The 15830-nt window shown below is 68.5% G+C and carries 18 protein-coding genes and 1 pseudogene; 8 read left to right on the forward strand and 11 right to left on the reverse strand.

Going from position 1 to position 15830, the window contains the following annotated elements; all coding sequences use genetic code 11:
• Window positions 1–262: 262 nt before the first annotated feature.
• Complete coding sequence (locus JNN06_RS09375; protein WP_291239325.1) at window positions 263–856, reverse strand: LysE family translocator; 594 nt, start codon at window positions 854–856, stop codon at window positions 263–265.
• Between the two features lie 75 nt (window positions 857–931).
• On the opposite strand from JNN06_RS09375, the gene JNN06_RS09380 reads away from it, so the two are divergent.
• The 3 genes from JNN06_RS09380 (at window position 932) to JNN06_RS09390 (ending at window position 4151) form a co-directional block, all read left to right on the forward strand.
• Window positions 932–1384, forward strand: a complete 453-nt coding sequence (locus JNN06_RS09380) for an Lrp/AsnC family transcriptional regulator (RefSeq protein ID WP_291239326.1) — start codon at window positions 932–934, stop codon at window positions 1382–1384.
• A 110-nt stretch (window positions 1385–1494) separates the two neighbouring features.
• A complete protein-coding gene (locus JNN06_RS09385) occupies window positions 1495–2736 on the forward strand; it encodes a calcium-binding protein (protein ID WP_291239327.1) in 1242 nt (413 codons plus the stop codon).
• 128 nt (window positions 2737–2864) lie between these two features.
• Window positions 2865–4151, forward strand: a complete 1287-nt coding sequence (locus JNN06_RS09390; RefSeq protein WP_291239328.1) for an O-acetylhomoserine aminocarboxypropyltransferase/cysteine synthase family protein — start codon at window positions 2865–2867, stop codon at window positions 4149–4151.
• A 98-nt stretch (window positions 4152–4249) separates the two neighbouring features.
• Here JNN06_RS09390 and JNN06_RS09395 read toward each other — a convergent pair whose 3' ends face one another.
• The 3 genes from JNN06_RS09395 to JNN06_RS09405 form a co-directional block, all read right to left on the reverse strand.
• A complete protein-coding gene (locus JNN06_RS09395) occupies window positions 4250–5728 on the reverse strand; it encodes a trimethylamine methyltransferase family protein (protein ID WP_291239329.1) in 1479 nt (492 codons plus the stop codon).
• A 147-nt stretch (window positions 5729–5875) separates the two neighbouring features.
• Entirely contained in the window at window positions 5876–6571 is a 696-nt protein-coding gene (locus JNN06_RS09400; RefSeq protein ID WP_291239330.1) for an HAD family hydrolase, read from the reverse strand.
• 67 nt (window positions 6572–6638) lie between these two features.
• A complete protein-coding gene (locus tag JNN06_RS09405; RefSeq protein ID WP_291239331.1) occupies window positions 6639–6920 on the reverse strand; it encodes a DUF3572 domain-containing protein in 282 nt (93 codons plus the stop codon).
• A 133-nt stretch (window positions 6921–7053) separates the two neighbouring features.
• On the opposite strand from JNN06_RS09405, the gene JNN06_RS09410 reads away from it, so the two are divergent.
• Window positions 7054–8442 (forward strand): diguanylate cyclase, encoded by a 1389-nt coding sequence (locus JNN06_RS09410; RefSeq protein ID WP_291239332.1) that lies wholly within the window; start codon window positions 7054–7056, stop codon window positions 8440–8442.
• 193 nt (window positions 8443–8635) lie between these two features.
• On the opposite strand, the gene JNN06_RS09415 is transcribed toward JNN06_RS09410, so the two are convergent.
• The 4 genes from JNN06_RS09415 to JNN06_RS09430 all read right to left on the reverse strand — a co-directional run bounded on the left by JNN06_RS09415 (window position 8636) and on the right by JNN06_RS09430 (window position 10817).
• Window positions 8636–9169 carry a periplasmic heavy metal sensor gene (locus JNN06_RS09415; protein ID WP_291239333.1) on the reverse strand — a complete coding sequence of 178 codons (534 nt, stop codon included), beginning with the start codon at window positions 9167–9169 and terminating at the stop codon, window positions 8636–8638.
• Window positions 9170–9171: 2 nt separating this feature from the next.
• Complete coding sequence (locus JNN06_RS09420) at window positions 9172–9558, reverse strand: dihydroorotate dehydrogenase (RefSeq protein ID WP_291239334.1); 387 nt, start codon at window positions 9556–9558, stop codon at window positions 9172–9174.
• Window positions 9555–10160: an RNA polymerase sigma factor gene (locus tag JNN06_RS09425; protein ID WP_291239335.1), complete on the reverse strand. Its 606-nt coding sequence runs from the start codon at window positions 10158–10160 to the stop codon at window positions 9555–9557. The genes JNN06_RS09420 and JNN06_RS09425 overlap by 4 nt, the downstream gene beginning before the upstream one ends.
• A 63-nt stretch (window positions 10161–10223) precedes the next feature.
• Complete coding sequence (locus JNN06_RS09430; RefSeq protein ID WP_291239336.1) at window positions 10224–10817, reverse strand: EF-hand domain-containing protein; 594 nt, start codon at window positions 10815–10817, stop codon at window positions 10224–10226.
• 244 nt (window positions 10818–11061) lie between these two features.
• Between JNN06_RS09430 and JNN06_RS09435 the strand changes: the two genes are divergently transcribed.
• From JNN06_RS09435 to pdeM, 4 genes are read left to right on the forward strand one after another with little or no spacing between them, the layout of a single operon-like run.
• A complete protein-coding gene (locus JNN06_RS09435; protein ID WP_291239337.1) occupies window positions 11062–11457 on the forward strand; it encodes a DUF983 domain-containing protein in 396 nt (131 codons plus the stop codon).
• Window positions 11447–12151: an NUDIX domain-containing protein gene (locus tag JNN06_RS09440; RefSeq protein WP_291239338.1), complete on the forward strand. Its 705-nt coding sequence runs from the start codon at window positions 11447–11449 to the stop codon at window positions 12149–12151. Before JNN06_RS09435 ends, JNN06_RS09440 begins: the two co-directional genes overlap by 11 nt.
• A gap of 45 nt (window positions 12152–12196) precedes the next feature.
• Entirely contained in the window at window positions 12197–13036 is an 840-nt protein-coding gene (locus JNN06_RS09445) for a uracil-DNA glycosylase (protein WP_291239339.1), read from the forward strand.
• Complete coding sequence (gene pdeM, locus JNN06_RS09450; RefSeq protein ID WP_291239340.1) at window positions 13033–13776, forward strand: ligase-associated DNA damage response endonuclease PdeM; 744 nt, start codon at window positions 13033–13035, stop codon at window positions 13774–13776. Before JNN06_RS09445 ends, pdeM begins: the two co-directional genes overlap by 4 nt.
• Here the strand turns inward: pdeM and JNN06_RS09455 are convergent.
• The 3 genes and pseudogenes from JNN06_RS09455 to JNN06_RS09465 all read right to left on the reverse strand — a co-directional run.
• On the reverse strand, window positions 13698–14513 hold the full coding sequence (locus JNN06_RS09455) for a LytTR family DNA-binding domain-containing protein (protein ID WP_291239341.1): 816 nt from the start codon (window positions 14511–14513) through the stop codon (window positions 13698–13700). The two genes, pdeM and JNN06_RS09455, sit on opposite strands and share 79 nt — an antisense overlap.
• Before the next feature lie 135 nt (window positions 14514–14648).
• On the reverse strand, window positions 14649–15539 hold the full coding sequence (gene folD, locus JNN06_RS09460; RefSeq protein WP_291239342.1) for a bifunctional methylenetetrahydrofolate dehydrogenase/methenyltetrahydrofolate cyclohydrolase FolD: 891 nt from the start codon (window positions 15537–15539) through the stop codon (window positions 14649–14651).
• An 11-nt stretch (window positions 15540–15550) separates the two neighbouring features.
• Window positions 15551–15830 (reverse strand): annotated as a pseudogene (locus JNN06_RS09465) (hypothetical protein); the annotation flags it as partial.

The following is a 15830-nucleotide window of genomic DNA, read 5'->3' on the forward strand; positions in this document are numbered from 1 at the left end:
GGGCGGGGAAACGCGGTGCGTTTCCTGATCCGCCCGGAACCCACAATTTCCCGACAGTTGCCACGCCCCCCACGGCCGAGGCCATCGCCGGGGTCACGCGGCACCGTTTCCGCGTTTGGGCCGTTGGCCCAAAGCGAACGGCCAGCACCCGCCCGGCGGGCGTGGGCCTCTCCGTCACCGGTTGTGGCGGTCTTGCGGCCCCCCTCCCGCAGGGCCGGGGAAACGCGCTGCGTTTCCTCATCCGCCCCCCGGCATGTCGCCCCTACCGCCACACCACCGGCAAGAGCGAGGCGACCAGCAGACCCGCCATGGTACAGTTGAACCCGCGCAGCCGGGCCGGGCTGGTCAGCACCCGGCGCAGGCCCTGCCCTGCCGCCGCCCACAGGCTCACCGTCGGCAGGTTCACCAACCCAAACACGCCCGCCACCAGCGCCAGCGCCGCAAGGCTTTGATCCGGCGCATAAAGCGCGATCGCGCCCAAGGCCATGGCCCAAGCCTTCGGGTTCACCCATTGAAAGGCCGCCGCCGCCACAAAGCTCATCGGCCGGTCGCCCGCGCGGCCCTCGCCGGGGCCACCGGCCCGCGCGATCTTCCAAGCCAGCCACAACATGTAGACTACCGAAAGCGTTCGCAACACCAGATCGGCCAGCGGCCAGGCAAAGATCACCCCCGCCACGCCCAATCCCACCAGCAGACACATCACCGAAAACCCGACGCTGATCCCCAGCATATGCGGCACCGTCCGCCGCAGCCCGAAATTGGCGCCCGAAGTCATCAGCATCAGATTGTTCGGCCCCGGCGTGGCCGAGGTCACAAAGGCAAAGCCCGTCAGGGCCAGAAGGGTCTCATATGTCATCATGGCGCAATCCTGCCCCATCCCGCACCGCAGCGGGTTGCAATCATTGCAACATTGGCTCACATTTCACAACAAATGACGAAGATCGACGCCACAGACCAACGGATATTGCGCATCCTCGCCCGCGAGGGGCGGCTGCCCAACCTTGACCTCGCCGCCCGCATCGGCCTCTCGCCCTCGGCCTGCCTGCGCCGCGTGCAGGACCTCGAACGCAAGGGCATCATCACCGGCTACCGCGCCAGCATCGACCCCGCGAAAACCGGCATCACCTTCACCGCCTATATCACCGTGGGCCTGAACCAGCACACCAAGGCCGCGCAAGAGGCGTTTGAACGCGCCATGGCCCGCGCCCCAGAGGTGCGCGAATGCCACAACATCACCGGCGCCGTCGAATATCTGCTCCGGGTCGAGGCCGCCGATCTGGTCGCCTACAAGCATTTCCATACCGAAATCCTCGGCGCCCTGCCGCAGGTGGAGCGGCTGACCACCCATGTCGTCATGGGCAGCCCCAAGGATGACCGCGCGTAACACGGCCCCGCCTTGGGGGGTGCAAATCCTGCGATTCCGCGCTATCCAAGCGCCATATCCGTGCCAAGCCATACCCGTGCAAAGCCAGTTCCGTGCAAAGGATACCGCCCGTGACCCTGTTCATGCCCACTGCCGATGTGACCGCCCGGCGCGACATCCTCGCGCTGGACAGCGGCGATGATGCCTTCATCACCCGCCGCATCAGCCTCACCTCGCTTTCGGGCAGCGCCCTGACCGGGGCGGGCAGCGACCACCTGCTGCGCATCCATGGGCTCTTGTCGGGCACCACCTATGGCATCGACCTGGGCACCCGCAGCGCCACCGACAACCGGATCGAGATCGCGGCCACCGGCGATGTGCTGGCCGCCTTCATGGCGCTCATGCTGCGCGGCAGCAGCACGCTGCTGAATGCCGGGCAGATCACCGGCTCGGCCTATGGCATCGGGCTGCAAACCGGCACGGGCAGCGGCGCCTGGGTGCAGAATACCGGCTCCATCGCCGGGGGCGAGATCGCCGTGCTGCGCGGCGGCGCCGCCGACCGCGCCCCGATCACCCTGATCAACGAGGGCCATATCTGGGGCGGCATCGCCTATGACGGGCTGGACAGCTCGACCGGGCAGGACAATGTTCTCAACCGCTCCATCCTCACCGGCGATGTGCTGCTGGGCGGCGGCGATGACCGCTTTGAAAACATCGGCGGCTGGTTCGAGGGCATTGCCCGCGGCGAGGCCGGGAATGACATCTTCCTGCCCGGCGATCAGGCCGAGCGTCTGGATGGCGGCAAGGGCTTTGACACGCTGGATTTCACCAGCGCCGCCACAGGCATCACGCTGGCGCTGGATGGCAGCCTCACCGCCACCGGGCGCGCGGCGGGCGACAGCCTCACCGGCTTCGAGGCCATCCTCGGCTCGGCCCAGGGCGATCACCTGCGCGGCAACCGCGCCGCCAATCTGCTGGCCGGGCAAGGCGGCGATGACCGGCTGGAGGGCGGCAAGGGCCGCGACACGCTGCAAGGCGGCGACGGCGCCGATACGCTGAGCGGCGGCGCCGGGGCCGACCGCTTCCTGCTGAACAGCCAGAGCGAAGCCGGCGACCGGATCACCGATTTCAGCGGCGCCGACCGCATCGGCCTCGCCGCGAGCCTGCTGCCCGGCCAGGGCAGCGGCGCGCTCGATCCCGCCGCCTTCCGTATCGGCCCCGCCGCGCTGGACGCCGATGACCGGCTGATCTTCCGCCCAAGCGACGCAACCCTCTGGCTCGACCGCGACGGCGCGGGCGGCGCCGCCCCCATCCTGCTGCTGGACCTGCAAGATGGCGCCCAACTTGGCGCCCATCAGATTTTCCTGTTCTGACCCGGCCCCGCAGGCGCGGCCTTCCCCGCGCCCCGCCTGCGACAGCATGGAGCTGCTTTTCTCCCCCACCCCCATTGCCTCGGGCGGCCCCGTCGCCTTAGGCTCTGCCCGAAAATGGAGGAGAGACCATGACCGAGACCCCGATGGGCTTTGACACGCTGGCCATCCACGCCGGTGCCCGCCCCGATCCCGCCACCGGCGCGCGGCAAGTGCCGATCTACCAGACCACGGCCTATGTCTTCCGCGATGCCGATCACGCGGCCAAGCTCTTCAACCTGCAAGAGGTCGGCTATATCTATTCCCGTCTGACCAACCCCACCGTCGCCGCCCTTGGGGAACGTGTCGCGGCGCTGGAGGGCGGCGCCGGTGCCGTCTGCTGCTCCTCGGGCCATGCGGCGCAGATCATGGCGCTGTTCCCGCTGATGGCACCCGGCTGCAATGTCGTGGCCTCCACCCGGCTTTATGGCGGCACCATCCAGCAGTTTTCCAACACGATCCGCAAATTCGGCTGGTCGGCCAAATTCGTCGATTTCGACGATCCCGCCGCGATCGAGGCTGCGGTCGATGACAACACCCGCGCGCTGTTTTGCGAAACCATCGCCAATCCGGGCGGCGTGATCACCGATCTGGATGCGGTGGCCTCGGTCGCGGGCAGGGTGGGCCTGCCACTGATCGTCGACAACACCACCGCCACCCCTTATCTGTGCAAACCGATCCAGCACGGCGCCACGCTGGTCGTCCATTCCGCCACCAAATACCTCACCGGCAATGGCACGGTGACGGGGGGCATCGTGGTCGATTCCGGCAAGTTCGACTGGTCGGCCTCGGGCAAGTTCCCCTCGCTCGCCGCCCCCGAACCCGCCTATCACGGGCTGAACTTCCACGCGGCGCTTGGCGCCATGGCCTTCACCTTCCACTCCATCGCCGTGGGCCTGCGCGATCTGGGCATGACCATGAACCCGCAAGGCGCGCATTACACCCTGATGGGCATCGAGACGCTGGGCCTGCGCATGCAGCGCCATGTCGAGAATGCGCAAAAGGTGGCCGAATGGCTGGAGCCCGACCCGCGCATCGCAGGCGTCACCTATGCCGGGCTGGCGTCCTCGCCCTGGCACGCCCGCGTGGCGCAGATCACCCCCAAAGGCGCAGGCGCGCTGTTCACCGTGGCGGTGAAGGGCGGCTATGAGGCCTGCGTAAAGCTGGTGGACAGCCTCAAGCTGTTCAGCCATGTCGCCAATCTGGGCGATACCCGCTCGCTCATCATCCACCCGGCCTCCACCACCCACCGCCAGCTGGACGAGGCCGCGCAAATCCGCGCCGGTGCCGCCCCCGATGTGGTGCGCCTGTCGATCGGCATCGAAGACGCCGCCGACATCATCGCCGATCTGGATCAGGCGCTGGCGAAAGCCGTCTGACGGCCCGCCTGCCCCAGCGTTCGGAATTGGATATTTGAGCCAAGATGAAGCGCAACCGTGCCGCTTCATCTTGGTAAAAATATCCAAATTCCAACGGATCAGACGGCGCAGGCGTCGGAGACAAAGCGCGCCAAGGCTTCCTCGGCGCTGTCGGGCAGGCTCGGGTCCACCGCCGCCTCCAGCAGGCGCGGGATCATCCGGTTGGCGCGTTCCGAGGTCCAGAGCGCGCCATCCGCCTGCCAGCCCTCATAGGCGCGCAGGTCCGACAGCATGCCGCGCGAGGCAGGCAGCGCCGGGGCCTCCATCGCCAGCGCTGCCGCATCGGTGGCGATCAGCGCCGGGTCGGCCTGTTGCGCCATCTGCTGCAAGACCTCCACATCCATCACCAGCTTTTCGCGGCTGGCGGTCAGCCCGCCCTCCAGCCAGCCCGCCGCGTGATAGACCATGGCGGCGCCCGACTGCTGCGCCGAGGCCAGCGATTGTGTCATCTCCCACATCGCCTGCCCGTCGGGAATGGCCGCCGTGCAGCCGCCCGAGGCGCGGAAGGGCAGCCCGAAATGCCGCGCCATCTGCCCCATCATCTGCATGGCCCGCGCCGGTTCCGGCCCGGCATAGACCGGCGCGCCGCTGCGCGCGTCCGCCACCGGCAGCAGCGCCCCCAGCAGCACCGGCGCCCCCGGCGCGAGCCATTGCAGCGCCGCCAGCGCCGCCAGCCCCTCGGCCAGCGCCAGCGCCACCGCCCCTGCCAGCCGCTTGGGCGCCAGCCCCGGCTGCGTGCCCGGCGCGCCGATCACCGCAAAGGGGGTGACGCAGACCGCCTGCCCGTTCTGCGCGAAGCGCAGCGCCGCCTCCAGCACCGCGCCATCCTGCCTCAGCGGCGTGACCGGGTTCATATTGGTGAACATGCGCGGGCTGGCGGCGAATTCACTGGGCGAAAGGCCGGAGGCCAGCCGCACCAGCTCCATCGCCTCCTCGGCCTGGCCCACATCCAGCGCATAGGCATGCACCACCTTGTCGGTCAGCCGCAGCATCTCGGCCATGCAGCGCAGATGGCGTTCGGGCGGCGCAATATCGGCAGGCTCCACCGGATAGCCGCCGATGAAATGCAGCGCGTTGAACAGCTGCGACAGCCGGATCATCTCCTGAAAGGCCGCGAAATCGGCCAGCCGCCGCCCGCGCTCGATGTCCCAGACATGGGTGGCCGAGGAAATCGGCCCGAAATGCAGCGCGCCGCCCTCTGCCGCCACGGACAGCGCCCGGGCCGGGTTGCGCGGCGTGAGGGTGAAGCTGCGCGGCGCCCGCGCCAGCATGGCGGTCACGAATTCCGGCGCCATCCGCACCTGGGTGCCGCTGACCTTGCAGCCTGCCGCCTTCAGCGCCCGCGCGATGTCGGGGCTGCCCATCTCCACGCCGGGGTTCGCCAGCAGGCCCAGCGCCGCCTGCGCCACCGCCGCCACGCCCTCGGGCGGCAGCGGCGACAGCACCGGGTCCAGCGCCCCGCGCGGCCCCCAATCCGGCTGCACCATGGGCAAGAGCGTGCGGGGCTTGCGCTCGGGCCTGGCTGTCGCTTGCGTCATCTTGGTGTCTCCCGGCCTCGGATCAAGCGGCTTTGGATCAACAGGCGGCGGCCGCTCTTGCCAATCCCCGCCGTGCCAAGGCAGAATGCCGGAAAGCCGATTGTATTGCATACAAGTTTTGCGACAAAACGTGTCGCAAACAGGCGATCATCCCGCCGCCCGCGCCGCCAGCCAGCCCGGCAAAGCGCCAATATCGGCCAGCACCACATCGGCATGCGGCGCCAGAACGTCTTGCCCGGCGATCCCGGTCAGCACGGCCACCCGCGCCATGCCTGCCGCCTTGGCTGCCTCCAGATCATGCAGACTGTCGCCCACCATGGCGCAATCGCCGGGGCTGACCCCCACCGCCTGCGCAAAGGCCAGCAATTGCCCCGGCGCCGGTTTGCCGCCATGGCCCGAGTCATACCCGGCCACGAAATCGAACAGGTCGCGCAACCCATGCGCCGCCAGATGCGCCTCTGCCGGGGCCTCGGCATCATTGGTGGCCAGACCGATCGCCAGACCCTGCGCCCGCAAGGCCTCCAGCAGCGGGCGCAGCGGCACGGCCGGCACCATCTGCGCCGCCGCCGCCGCCGCATTGATCCGCCCCAACAGATCCTCCGCCGGGCGCGCGGGCAGCGCCGCCTGCAAGGCCTCGGCCACCTCGGCCGCCGTGCCCGCGATCACCGGGCTGTCCGGGTGGAAATCGCGCGCCACCGTGTCAAATCCCACTGCCGCGCCCAGACGCGCCCGCTCGGCCTCGTCACCGGCCAGATCGGCCAGCAACCGCGCCGCCCAGTCGCCCCAGCTTTGCCGGAAGTCGAACAGCGTGCCATCCTTGTCGAAAATCACCGCGCGGATCATGCCAATCTCCCTGAATTGCGCAGAAACCTTAACGCTCCGATCCGCCGCCGCAAGGCCCGCGACCGGCTCAGGTCCAATGCGGCACGTCACCGCCCGGCAGCGACGCCCGCGCCTGCAACACCGCCTCCGGCGCCAGGCCCGACGCCTCGGCAAAGCCCAGAACCAGCGAATCTTCGGTCAGCAAAAAGTCCAGCACCGCGCCCAGAAACCCCGCATCCTGGGCCAGTTCGGCCATCTGCGCGGGGTCGGTTCCGGTCGCCGCCAGAAAGCGCCCCAGCAGCTCGCTGTCCTGCACCAGCCATGTCAACGATTGCAGACCGATGGTTTCGGCATATTCTCGCCTGTTCATGCTTTGCGCCCCGTTTTTTGATCGAATCCTTGCCAGAAAGGCGGTTTCGCTTAAGAATTGGAAAGATTTTTTTAACCACTTGCACTAAAACTGTATCGTAGCCAGTAGCAAGTAGCGCCACGGATGTAGTCACATGGCAGGCAGAATTCTTATTGTCGACGACGTTGCGACCAATCGCATCGTCTTCAAGGTCAAACTTGCCGCCGCCTGCTACCAGCCGGTGATGGCCTCCGATGGCATGGGCTGCCTGCGCATGGCGCGCGAGGTGCAGCCTGATCTCATTTTGCTCGATGCCACCCTGCCCGACATGCCGGGGATCGAGGTCTTGCGCCAGTTGCGCGCCGAACCCGAAACCCGCAACATCCCCGTCGTTCTGGTCTCGGCCTCCACCGATCCGGCGCTGTGCCTTGCCGCGCTGGAGGCCGGGGCGGATGACTGCCTGATCAAGCCCATCGAGGATGCGGTGCTGATGGCCCGCCTGCGCAACCTGCTGCGCCTGCACGAGGCCCTGGCCGAGCTGGGCCAGCGCGACGAGACCCTGCAAACCCTGGGCCTGGCCGAGGCGCAGACCGGGTTCGAGGCGCAGGGCAGCACCGTCATCGTGTCGGACCGGCCCGAACTGGCGCTGCGCTGGCGGCGCGAGACCCTGACCCTGCAAGCCGGGGGCGCCCGCATCATCACCCGGGCCGAGGCCCTGTCCGAGGCGCTGGCCATGCCCGGCGATACGCCCGATGTCTTTGTGATCGACGCCGATCTGGGCGGGCCGGGCGGCGGCTTGCGGCTCATGTCGGAATTGCGCTCGCGCTCGGCCACCCGTCATGCCGGGGTGGTGCTGCTGCATGTCACCCCCCGCCCCGAAGACATGGCGATGGCCTATGACATGGGGGCCAATCTGGCCTTGCCCGCGCAGATCAGCGGGCGCGAGCTGACGTTGCGCCTGCGCGGCGTGCTGCGGCGCAAGCAATTGGGCGACCGGCTCCGCGCCTCGGTGCAGGACGGGCTGCGCATGGCGGTGATCGACCCGCTGACCGGCCTTTACAACCGCCGCTACGCCCTGCCGCGCCTCGCTGCCATCTCTGAACGCGCTGAGTCGCTGGAGGGCTGTTTCGCCGTCATGGTGATCGACATTGACCGTTTCAAATCGGTGAATGACCGTTTCGGCCATGCCGGGGGCGATGCCGTGCTGGTCGAGGTGGCGCAGCGTCTGGCCGAAAACCTGCGCGCCTCCGATCTGGTCGCCCGCATCGGCGGCGAGGAGTTTCTGGTGGCCCTGCCCGACATCGGCCTGACCGAGGCGCGCAGCACCGCCGAGCGTCTCTGTGCGCTGGTGCAGGAACGCCCGATCCATCTGCCTGATGGGCAAAGCCTGTCGGTCACCGTCTCCATCGGTCTGGCCGTGTCCGATTTCGGCACCGACCGTCCCGAGGAGGTCACCCAGATTTTCGACCGCGCCGACCGCGCCCTGATGATCGCAAAGGCGGGCGGGCGCAATCAGGTGATCCTGGGGGCCTCCGCCGCCTGAACCGGGCGGGCGCCATGCGCAAAAGGGCGGCCAAGGCGGGCCGCCCTTTGCGCATCTGCCAGAACCGGGGCACAACCGTATAGGCCGTTACAGTTTGGCGGGTTTTGCGCCGCAAAGCGTATAGGGCATTACCCTTTTGCGCCTTGGCAGCGGGGCAAGTGTATCGCCCGTTACCGTTGCGCCGCCTGCCCGGTCAGTCTTGCCGCGCGCCATCCCGCCCAGCTTCCGGGCCGCCTTTGTGCGCGTGCCGGATCACGCTGCGCTCCAGCCGGTCGGCAAAGGCGCGGCGTTGCTCGGGGGTCATCCCCACCAGCCGGTCGCGCAGAAGCGCTTGACCCAGCTGCATTTTTTCTTCCAGACGCGCGGTTTGCTGGGCAAAGGCCGCATCCAGCGCGGCGGGGTTGAACGGCTCGGCGCGCAGCGCGGCCAGCACCCCCGCCAGATCGGCGCGCATGGCCTTGCGCATATCCCGCAGCCCGGGCCCCTGTTCCATGAAGGCTTTCCTCAAGGCCTTGCGGTCCGCCTCATCCAAAGCCTCACCATATAGTCCAAACCCCAGATCCCGGATCGCCCGGTCACCCATGGGCGGCCCCTTGGCAATCATCCCGCCAATCAGCCCGGCGGCCAGCAGGTTCAGCGTCAGCAGCCCCAGAAAGGCCCATTTCCAGCGCCGCCCCGCCGCTTTCGGCGCCGGGGGCAGGGCTTGGGTCTCTTGTGTCTCGGCCATGCTCAACCCTCCGAAAGCCAGCCATCAAGGCTGGGAATAAGATCAACCATTTCAAGCACTTCACCAGTGCCCGCCACGGCATCCCCCAGCGAGACCACCGGCGCCATCAGCGCGGCAGGCTGTGCAAAACCCAGCCAGAACCCGGCCAGACCCGCCGTTGCCAGCCCCGCCGGCGGCGCCAGTCGCCGCAGCCAGTGCCGCAGCCGAGGCTCGGCCCGCGCGACATGCGGATGCGGATGCGGCTGCGGCGCCACCACCGGCTGCGCCGCATAGGCCTCTTCCAGCAAGCGCCCCAGAAACTCGGGCGAAGGCGCCATCACCTGATCTTTCGCCTGTGAAAACAAGGCGTTGAGCATGTCATCGCGCGGGTCTTCCGCTGGCCGGGTCATGGCAGGGCCTCCTCATCCTCATATCCCAACTCTGCCCGCTGCCCCGCAAGGGCCGCGGCCAGCGCGCGCTTGCCCCGCGCTGTCAGGCTTTCCACCGCCTCCACCCCGATCTCAAGGATCGTGGCGATTTCGGGGTTCGACAGGCCCTCCAGATGGCGCAGGATCACCGCCTGGCGCTGCCGCTCTGGCAAACAGGCCAGCGCGGCCTCCAGCGCCGCCATCCGGTCGGCCTCGATCAATTGCGCTACCGCCCCCGGCGCGGAATCCGCAGGCTCCGGTGCATCCTCCAGCGCCGCCACCCGGCGCCGCTGCCGGGCGCGCTGGCGATCGGTCACCAGATTGGTCGCCACGCGGTAAAGCCATGTCGTCACCCGCGCCTCGCCGGGGCGCCAGGCGGGCGCCATGCGCCAAAGCCGCAACAGCGCCTCCTGCACCACATCCTCAGCCTCGGCCCGATCTCGCAACAACCTGTAAACATACGACAAAAGCCGAGGCGACAGCCGCAGCACCAGCACACGCGCCGCCATGCGATCCCCCGCCGCATAGCGCGCCAGCAGGGCCTCCTCGGGCAGGTCTGAAAGATCGTCCAGCGGCATGGTCATCCGAAAAAGGCATAGGCCGGAAGGCTCCGCCCGGCAAGCCAGATGCCGGGCGGAACGGCGAGGTCAGTTCCCGGCTTCGGGCATCGGCGGCTGGCCATCGAGGCCATGGCCATGTTTGCCGCCGCCATGCTTGCCGCCGTGCTGACCCGGCCCGCCCCGCTCGGCCCATTTGGCCTTCATCGCCTCCAGCTCGGCCTTGGACACCGCACCATCGCCATCGGTGTCGATCCGGCGCAGCATCTTGCCGCCCATCTGCGGACCGGCCGCCTGCAATTCGATCACGCTGACCGCGCCATCCGCATCGGCATCCAGCTCTTTCAGCATCTCGGGCGCCACGGCCTTGGCCCGTGCCTCGGCGCGCTTCACCGCCTCGGCCACCAGCTCGGCCTCGGTGATCTTGCCGTCATTGTCGGTATCCACGGCCTTCAACTGCGCCGCGCGGAAGGTCTTGAACTCTTCGGGCGTGATCTTGCCATCCTTGTCGGCATCCAGCGCGTCAAAGTCGAAATCCGGCCCGCCCATCGGGCCATGGCCCATCATCATGCCCATCGGGCCAGGGCCATGGTCGCGCATCCGGTCTGCCACGGCAGCAGTCCCGAGCGCGCCGGACAGCAGCGCGGCCAAAGCCAGCGAATAGCCAATCGTGCGTTTCTGCATCATGCGTCTCCTGTGTTCAGCCTGCGGCGCCGGTGTTTCGGGCGCCGTCCTCCTCCCAAACGCGGCAGGCCCGGCTTTCCGTCGCCGATTTTGCGGCAGGTTTTGCAAAGCTGGGAAAAATCGGGCGAAGGGCCATCAAATGCGACTTTACCGCGCATCTTTGCCAAGAGGCCTTGGCCTGACCCGCCCCGAAGCCCTATGTAGGGAGGGCGTTTCCCATTTCCCTCGCCATGGTTACAAAGCGATGACACAGACCCCAGACCGCCCGATCATGCCCGCCCTGCGGCGGGGCTGGCAGCGCTGTTGCCCGAATTGCGGCGCGGGACCGATGTTGCAGGGCTATCTGTCGGTGCGGGCGCAATGCCCGGCCTGCGGCGAGGCGCTGCATCATCACCGCGCCGATGACGGCCCGGCCTATATCACCATCCTGATCGTGGGCCATATCGTCATCCCCTTGATCCTGTGGACTTTTCTGGGCTTACGCCCCGATCCGCTGATCATGCTCTCGGTGTTTCTGGTGATGACCGTGGGGCTGACGCTGTGGCTTTTGCCGCGCATCAAGGGCGCCTTCATCGCCCTGCAATGGTCGCGCCGGATGCATGGCTTTGGCCCGCAGGGCGCGCCGGGTCATGACCGCTGAGCTGCCGATCCGCGATGCCGCAACGCTGATCCTCAGCCGGACCGGACCGGAGGGGCCCGAGGTGCTGATGGGCCAGCGCGGCGCCGGGGCGGCCTTCATGCCGTCGAAATATGTCTTTCCCGGCGGCGCCGTCGATGCGGGCGACGCGGGCGTGCCGCTGGCGCGCGCCCTGCCCGGCCCCTGTGCCGCGCGGCTGGCGGGCGCCACGGTGGCTCCGGCCACATTGGCGGCCGCCGCGATCCGGGAGGTTTTCGAGGAAACCGGCCTGGCCCTTGGCCGCCCCGGCGCATGGCCAGGCACTGGGCCGGGCACTGGGCCGGACACTGGGCCGGGCGCCGTGCCCGAGGGCTGGCAGGGCTTTGCCGCGCGCGGTCTTGTGCCCGACGCCGGCGCCTTGCGGCTGGTTTTCCGCGCCATCACCCCGCCGGGCCGCGCCCGCCGCTTTGACGCGCGGTTCTTTCTGGCCGATGCCAGCGCCATCGCGGGCGACGCCGAGGATTTCTCGGGCGCAGAGGACGAGCTGTCGCATCTGCACTGGGTCAGCCTGCGCGCCGTGCGCCTGCTGGACCTGCCTTTCATTACCGAGGTCGTGCTGTCCGAGGTCGCGCTGATCCTTGCGGGGGGCGAGCAGCCCGGCGTGCCCTTCTTTGACAATTCCGGCCCGCGCCCCACCTTCCGGCGGCTGGCGGCCTGACGGGCGCCGGTTGCCGCCACGCCCGTCACGGCTTAGGGTCGGCCTATGGGAATCGCACAGGACATTCTGGAGGATTGGCACGCCTCGTTCGCCGCGCTGAGCTGGTGGCAGGAGCTGGGCGTGCTGGACCCGATCGGCGAGGCGACGGTGGATCGCTACGCCCTGCCTGCGGCGGATCCGCATGCGCCGCAGCGCGCCACGCCAGCGGCCCAGACGCCGCGCCCGCAAGCCCGCCCCGCCGCCCCCGCGCCAGAGCCGGAGGCGCCGAAGGTTGATCCGGTCGCCGTGTCGCGGCAGATGGCGGCGGCCTGCGCCACCCGCGAGGCGCTGCACGAGGCGCTGGCGGCCTACCCGCATTGCGATCTGAAAAAGGGCGCGCGCAACACGGTTCTTTCCGATGGGAACCCGCAGGCGCGGGTGATGATCATCGGCGAGGCGCCCGGCGCCGATGAGGACCGGCAGGGCCTGCCCTTTGTTGGCCGCGCGGGGCAGATGCTGGACCGGATGTTCGCGGCCATCGGGCTGGCGCGTTCGGCGCCCGATGCCTCGGCCTCGGTCTATATCACCAATGTCATGCCCTGGAAGCCGCCGGGCAACCGCGATCCCTCGACCGAGGAAATCGCCATGATGCTGCCATTTCTGGAGCGGCATGTTGCCCTGATCGACCCGGATGTGATGGTGGTGATGGGCAATATTCCGGCGCAGGCCGTGCTGCGCCAGCGCGGCATCACCCGGCTGCGCGGCCAATGGGCGCAGGCCTGGGGCAAGCCGGTGCTGCCGATGCTGCATCCCGCTTACCTCTTGCGCAACCCGATCGCCAAGCGCGAGGCCTGGGCCGATCTGCTGGCCTTGCAGGCGCATCTGCGCACCCCGCCCCAACCATGAGCAGCCATGCTTTCGATCTGGGTGGCGCGCGGCTGGAGGCGCGGGCCTCGGGCGCGCTGTTCTGGGCGGATCAGGGGCTGCTGGTGGTCTCTGACCTGCACTTCGGCAAGGCGCAGCGGCTGGCGCGGCGCGGCGGGGCCTTGCTGCCCCCCTATGAGACCCAGGCCACGCTGGCCCGTCTGGAGGCCGAATTGCAGGCCACCGGGGCGGCGCAGGTGATCTGTCTGGGCGACAGTTTCGATGATCTGACCGCCGCGTCAGAGCTGGCCGAGGCCGAGCGGGACAGCCTGCTGCGCCTGATGGACGGGCGCGACTGGCTGTGGATCGAGGGCAATCACGATCCCGCCCCGACCAGCCTGGGCGGGCAGCACCGCGCCGAGATCACGCTGGCCGGGCTGACCTTCCGCCATATGGCCGAGACGGGGGGGACGGGGGCGGAAATCTCGGGGCATTACCATCCCAAGGCGCGGCTGGCCGGGCGAGCGGCGCCGTGTTTTCTGCTCAATCCCGCTGCCGGGCGGCTGATCCTGCCCGCCTTTGGGACCTATACCGGCGGGCTGGCCTGCGATGCGGCGGCTTTGGTTCCGCTGATGCAGGCGCCGGGCGCGCTGGCGATCCTGACCGGCCGCACGGCGCGCGCCATCCCCTATTCGGCGGCGCTTTATTCGGCGGCCAGAGGCTCGGCCTCGCCGGTGCCGGGCGCCTCGACCAGACCCCGGGCCACCAGCCGCTCGCGATAGGTGCGGCTGACCGGCAGGCGCAGTTCGGGGCACAGCCGCAGCCACAGCTTGCCGGGCGAGCGCTCCACCCCCTTCACCGCCCACCATGCCACCCAATGCGAGCGGTGAATCTGGTCGCCCGGCTCTGGCCCGGTTTCCTCCATCGCATCGGCAAAGCGCATCAGCAGGCTGGCGCGGCCCTTGTCGGTATAGATGTCGACATAGTGATCGCGCACCGTCATGGCGATCAGGCGGCCCTGCATCTCCGGCTCCAGCCGCTGCACCACACGCGGCAAGGGCGCGACAGGCCCCTCCGCTGGCGGCATGGCGCGCAGCGATTGTGCCGCGCTCAGATCCACCACCACCCGGAAGGCCCCGATGGTCAGCGAGACCGAAAACACCAGCAGCGCCGTATCGGCCAGCGAGGCGGAAAACCCGGTCTTGTCAGGGTAAAGCAGCAGCGCCAGCGCGCGCAGTGGCCAGGACAGCAGTCCCGCGCAGATCAGCGCCACCAGCACCGTGACCGCGCGCATGTCCTGCATGCCAAGGCTGCTGCGCACAAAGGCCCGGGCAGAGATGCCCACCAGCATCCCCACCGCCGTGGCGCCGCCCCAGAAGGCCAGACGTTCTGGAAAGCTGAGGACGGCGTAGCTGCCAAAGGGCCCGGCCACGCCCAGCACGAGCGAGGTGCAGGCCCAGGCGATGTAGGGGACTGCACGGCTCAGGTCAGCGCGAAGAAAATCGAAAAACACAAACATGGGATAAATCAATAATACAATTGGAGAACAACGCAATATGGCGATTGCGGTGACAGGGGCGACAGCCGCCGCCGCGCCATGCAAAAGCCCGCGCCGGAGGGGGCGCGGGCGGGGTCTTCACGCTCGGGCGGTCTGTCAGGCGGTCAGGCCTTTGGGCTCGGGCAGGCCATGGGCGCGGCAGGCGGCGGTCAGCGTATTGGCCAGCAGGCAGGCGATGGTCATCGGCCCCACGCCGCCCGGCACCGGGGTGATGGCCCCCGCCACGGCCTTGGCGCTGTCGAAATGCACATCGCCCACCAGCACGCCCTTGCCGTCGCGCTCGATCCGGTTGATGCCCACGTCGATGACGGTGGCGCCGGGCTTCACCCAATCGCCGGGGATCATCTCGGGGCGGCCCACGGCGGCCACGAGGATGTCGGCCGCGCGGCACACCGCCGCCAGATCCTTGGTGCGGCTATGCGCGATGGTCACGGTGCAGCTGTCGCCCAGCAGCAATTGCGCCATCGGCTTGCCCACGATGTTCGAGCGCCCCACCACCACGGCATTCATCCCGGCAAGGCTGCCGTGATGGTCGCGCAGCATCATCAGGCAGCCCAGCGGTGTGCAAGGCACCATCGACTTTTGCCCGGTTCCCAAAAGGCCCACGTTGGAGATATGGAACCCGTCCACATCCTTGGCCGGATCAATGCTGTTGATCACCAGATCAGAGTTCAGATGCCCCGGCAGCGGCAGCTGCACCAGAATGCCATGCACCGCCGGATCGGCATTCAGCCGGGCGATCAGTGCCAGCAGATCGGCCTCCGACGTATCCGCCTCCAGCTTGTGTTCGTAAGAATTCATGCCGACCTCGACGGTCTGCTTGCCCTTGGAGGACACATAAACCTTGGAGGCCGGGTCTTCCCCCACCAGCACCACGGCGAGGCCGGGGGTGATGCCGTTCTGCTCTTTCAACCGCGCCACATGCTCGGCCACTTGCGCGCGCACCTTCGCCGCGAAGGCCTTGCCGTCAATGATTGCTGCCGTCATCGTTTTCTCCCTCAGCCTTCCACCGCGAAAGCGGCGCTGTAATGATCCATTTGCATGCGCGTCGCGAGGACCGCGTTTTTCAGAAGCGTCGCCACCGTCACCGGCCCCACGCCGCCCGGCACCGGGGTGATCCAGCCGGCCACCTGCGTGCAGCTGTCGAAATCGGCATCGCCCACGGTGCGCGCCTTGCCATCCGGCCCGGTGATCCGGTTGATGCCGATGTCGATCAGCGCAGCGCCGGGTTTCAGCATCTCGCCCGTCACAAGGCCGGGCTTGCCCACCGCCACGAAC

Origin of the sequence: Gemmobacter sp. (assembly GCF_016792925.1) — a bacterium.
In the GTDB taxonomy this organism is placed as follows: Bacteria; Pseudomonadota; Alphaproteobacteria; order Rhodobacterales; family Rhodobacteraceae; genus Gemmobacter.

Coding starts and splice junctions, on each gene's coding strand:
- JNN06_RS09440 (WP_291239338.1), top strand. CDS start 11,447: ATGACCGCTGAGCTGCCGATCCGCGATGCCGCAACGCTGATCCTCAGC.
- JNN06_RS09430 (WP_291239336.1), bottom strand. CDS start 10,817: ATGCAGAAACGCACGATTGGCTATTCGCTGGCTTTGGCCGCGCTGCTG.
- JNN06_RS09435 (WP_291239337.1), top strand. CDS start 11,062: ATGACACAGACCCCAGACCGCCCGATCATGCCCGCCCTGCGGCGGGGC.
- JNN06_RS09380 (WP_291239326.1), top strand. CDS start 932: ATGACGAAGATCGACGCCACAGACCAACGGATATTGCGCATCCTCGCC.
- folD (WP_291239342.1), bottom strand. CDS start 15,539: ATGACGGCAGCAATCATTGACGGCAAGGCCTTCGCGGCGAAGGTGCGC.
- JNN06_RS09400 (WP_291239330.1), bottom strand. CDS start 6,571: ATGATCCGCGCGGTGATTTTCGACAAGGATGGCACGCTGTTCGACTTC.
- JNN06_RS09395 (WP_291239329.1), bottom strand. CDS start 5,728: ATGACGCAAGCGACAGCCAGGCCCGAGCGCAAGCCCCGCACGCTCTTG.
- JNN06_RS09390 (WP_291239328.1), top strand. CDS start 2,865: ATGACCGAGACCCCGATGGGCTTTGACACGCTGGCCATCCACGCCGGT.
- JNN06_RS09420 (WP_291239334.1), bottom strand. CDS start 9,558: ATGACCCGGCCAGCGGAAGACCCGCGCGATGACATGCTCAACGCCTTG.
- pdeM (WP_291239340.1), top strand. CDS start 13,033: ATGAGCAGCCATGCTTTCGATCTGGGTGGCGCGCGGCTGGAGGCGCGG.
- JNN06_RS09415 (WP_291239333.1), bottom strand. CDS start 9,169: ATGGCCGAGACACAAGAGACCCAAGCCCTGCCCCCGGCGCCGAAAGCG.
- JNN06_RS09445 (WP_291239339.1), top strand. CDS start 12,197: ATGGGAATCGCACAGGACATTCTGGAGGATTGGCACGCCTCGTTCGCC.
- JNN06_RS09375 (WP_291239325.1), bottom strand. CDS start 856: ATGACATATGAGACCCTTCTGGCCCTGACGGGCTTTGCCTTTGTGACC.
- JNN06_RS09425 (WP_291239335.1), bottom strand. CDS start 10,160: ATGACCATGCCGCTGGACGATCTTTCAGACCTGCCCGAGGAGGCCCTG.
- JNN06_RS09410 (WP_291239332.1), top strand. CDS start 7,054: ATGGCAGGCAGAATTCTTATTGTCGACGACGTTGCGACCAATCGCATC.
- JNN06_RS09405 (WP_291239331.1), bottom strand. CDS start 6,920: ATGAACAGGCGAGAATATGCCGAAACCATCGGTCTGCAATCGTTGACA.
- JNN06_RS09455 (WP_291239341.1), bottom strand. CDS start 14,513: ATGTTTGTGTTTTTCGATTTTCTTCGCGCTGACCTGAGCCGTGCAGTC.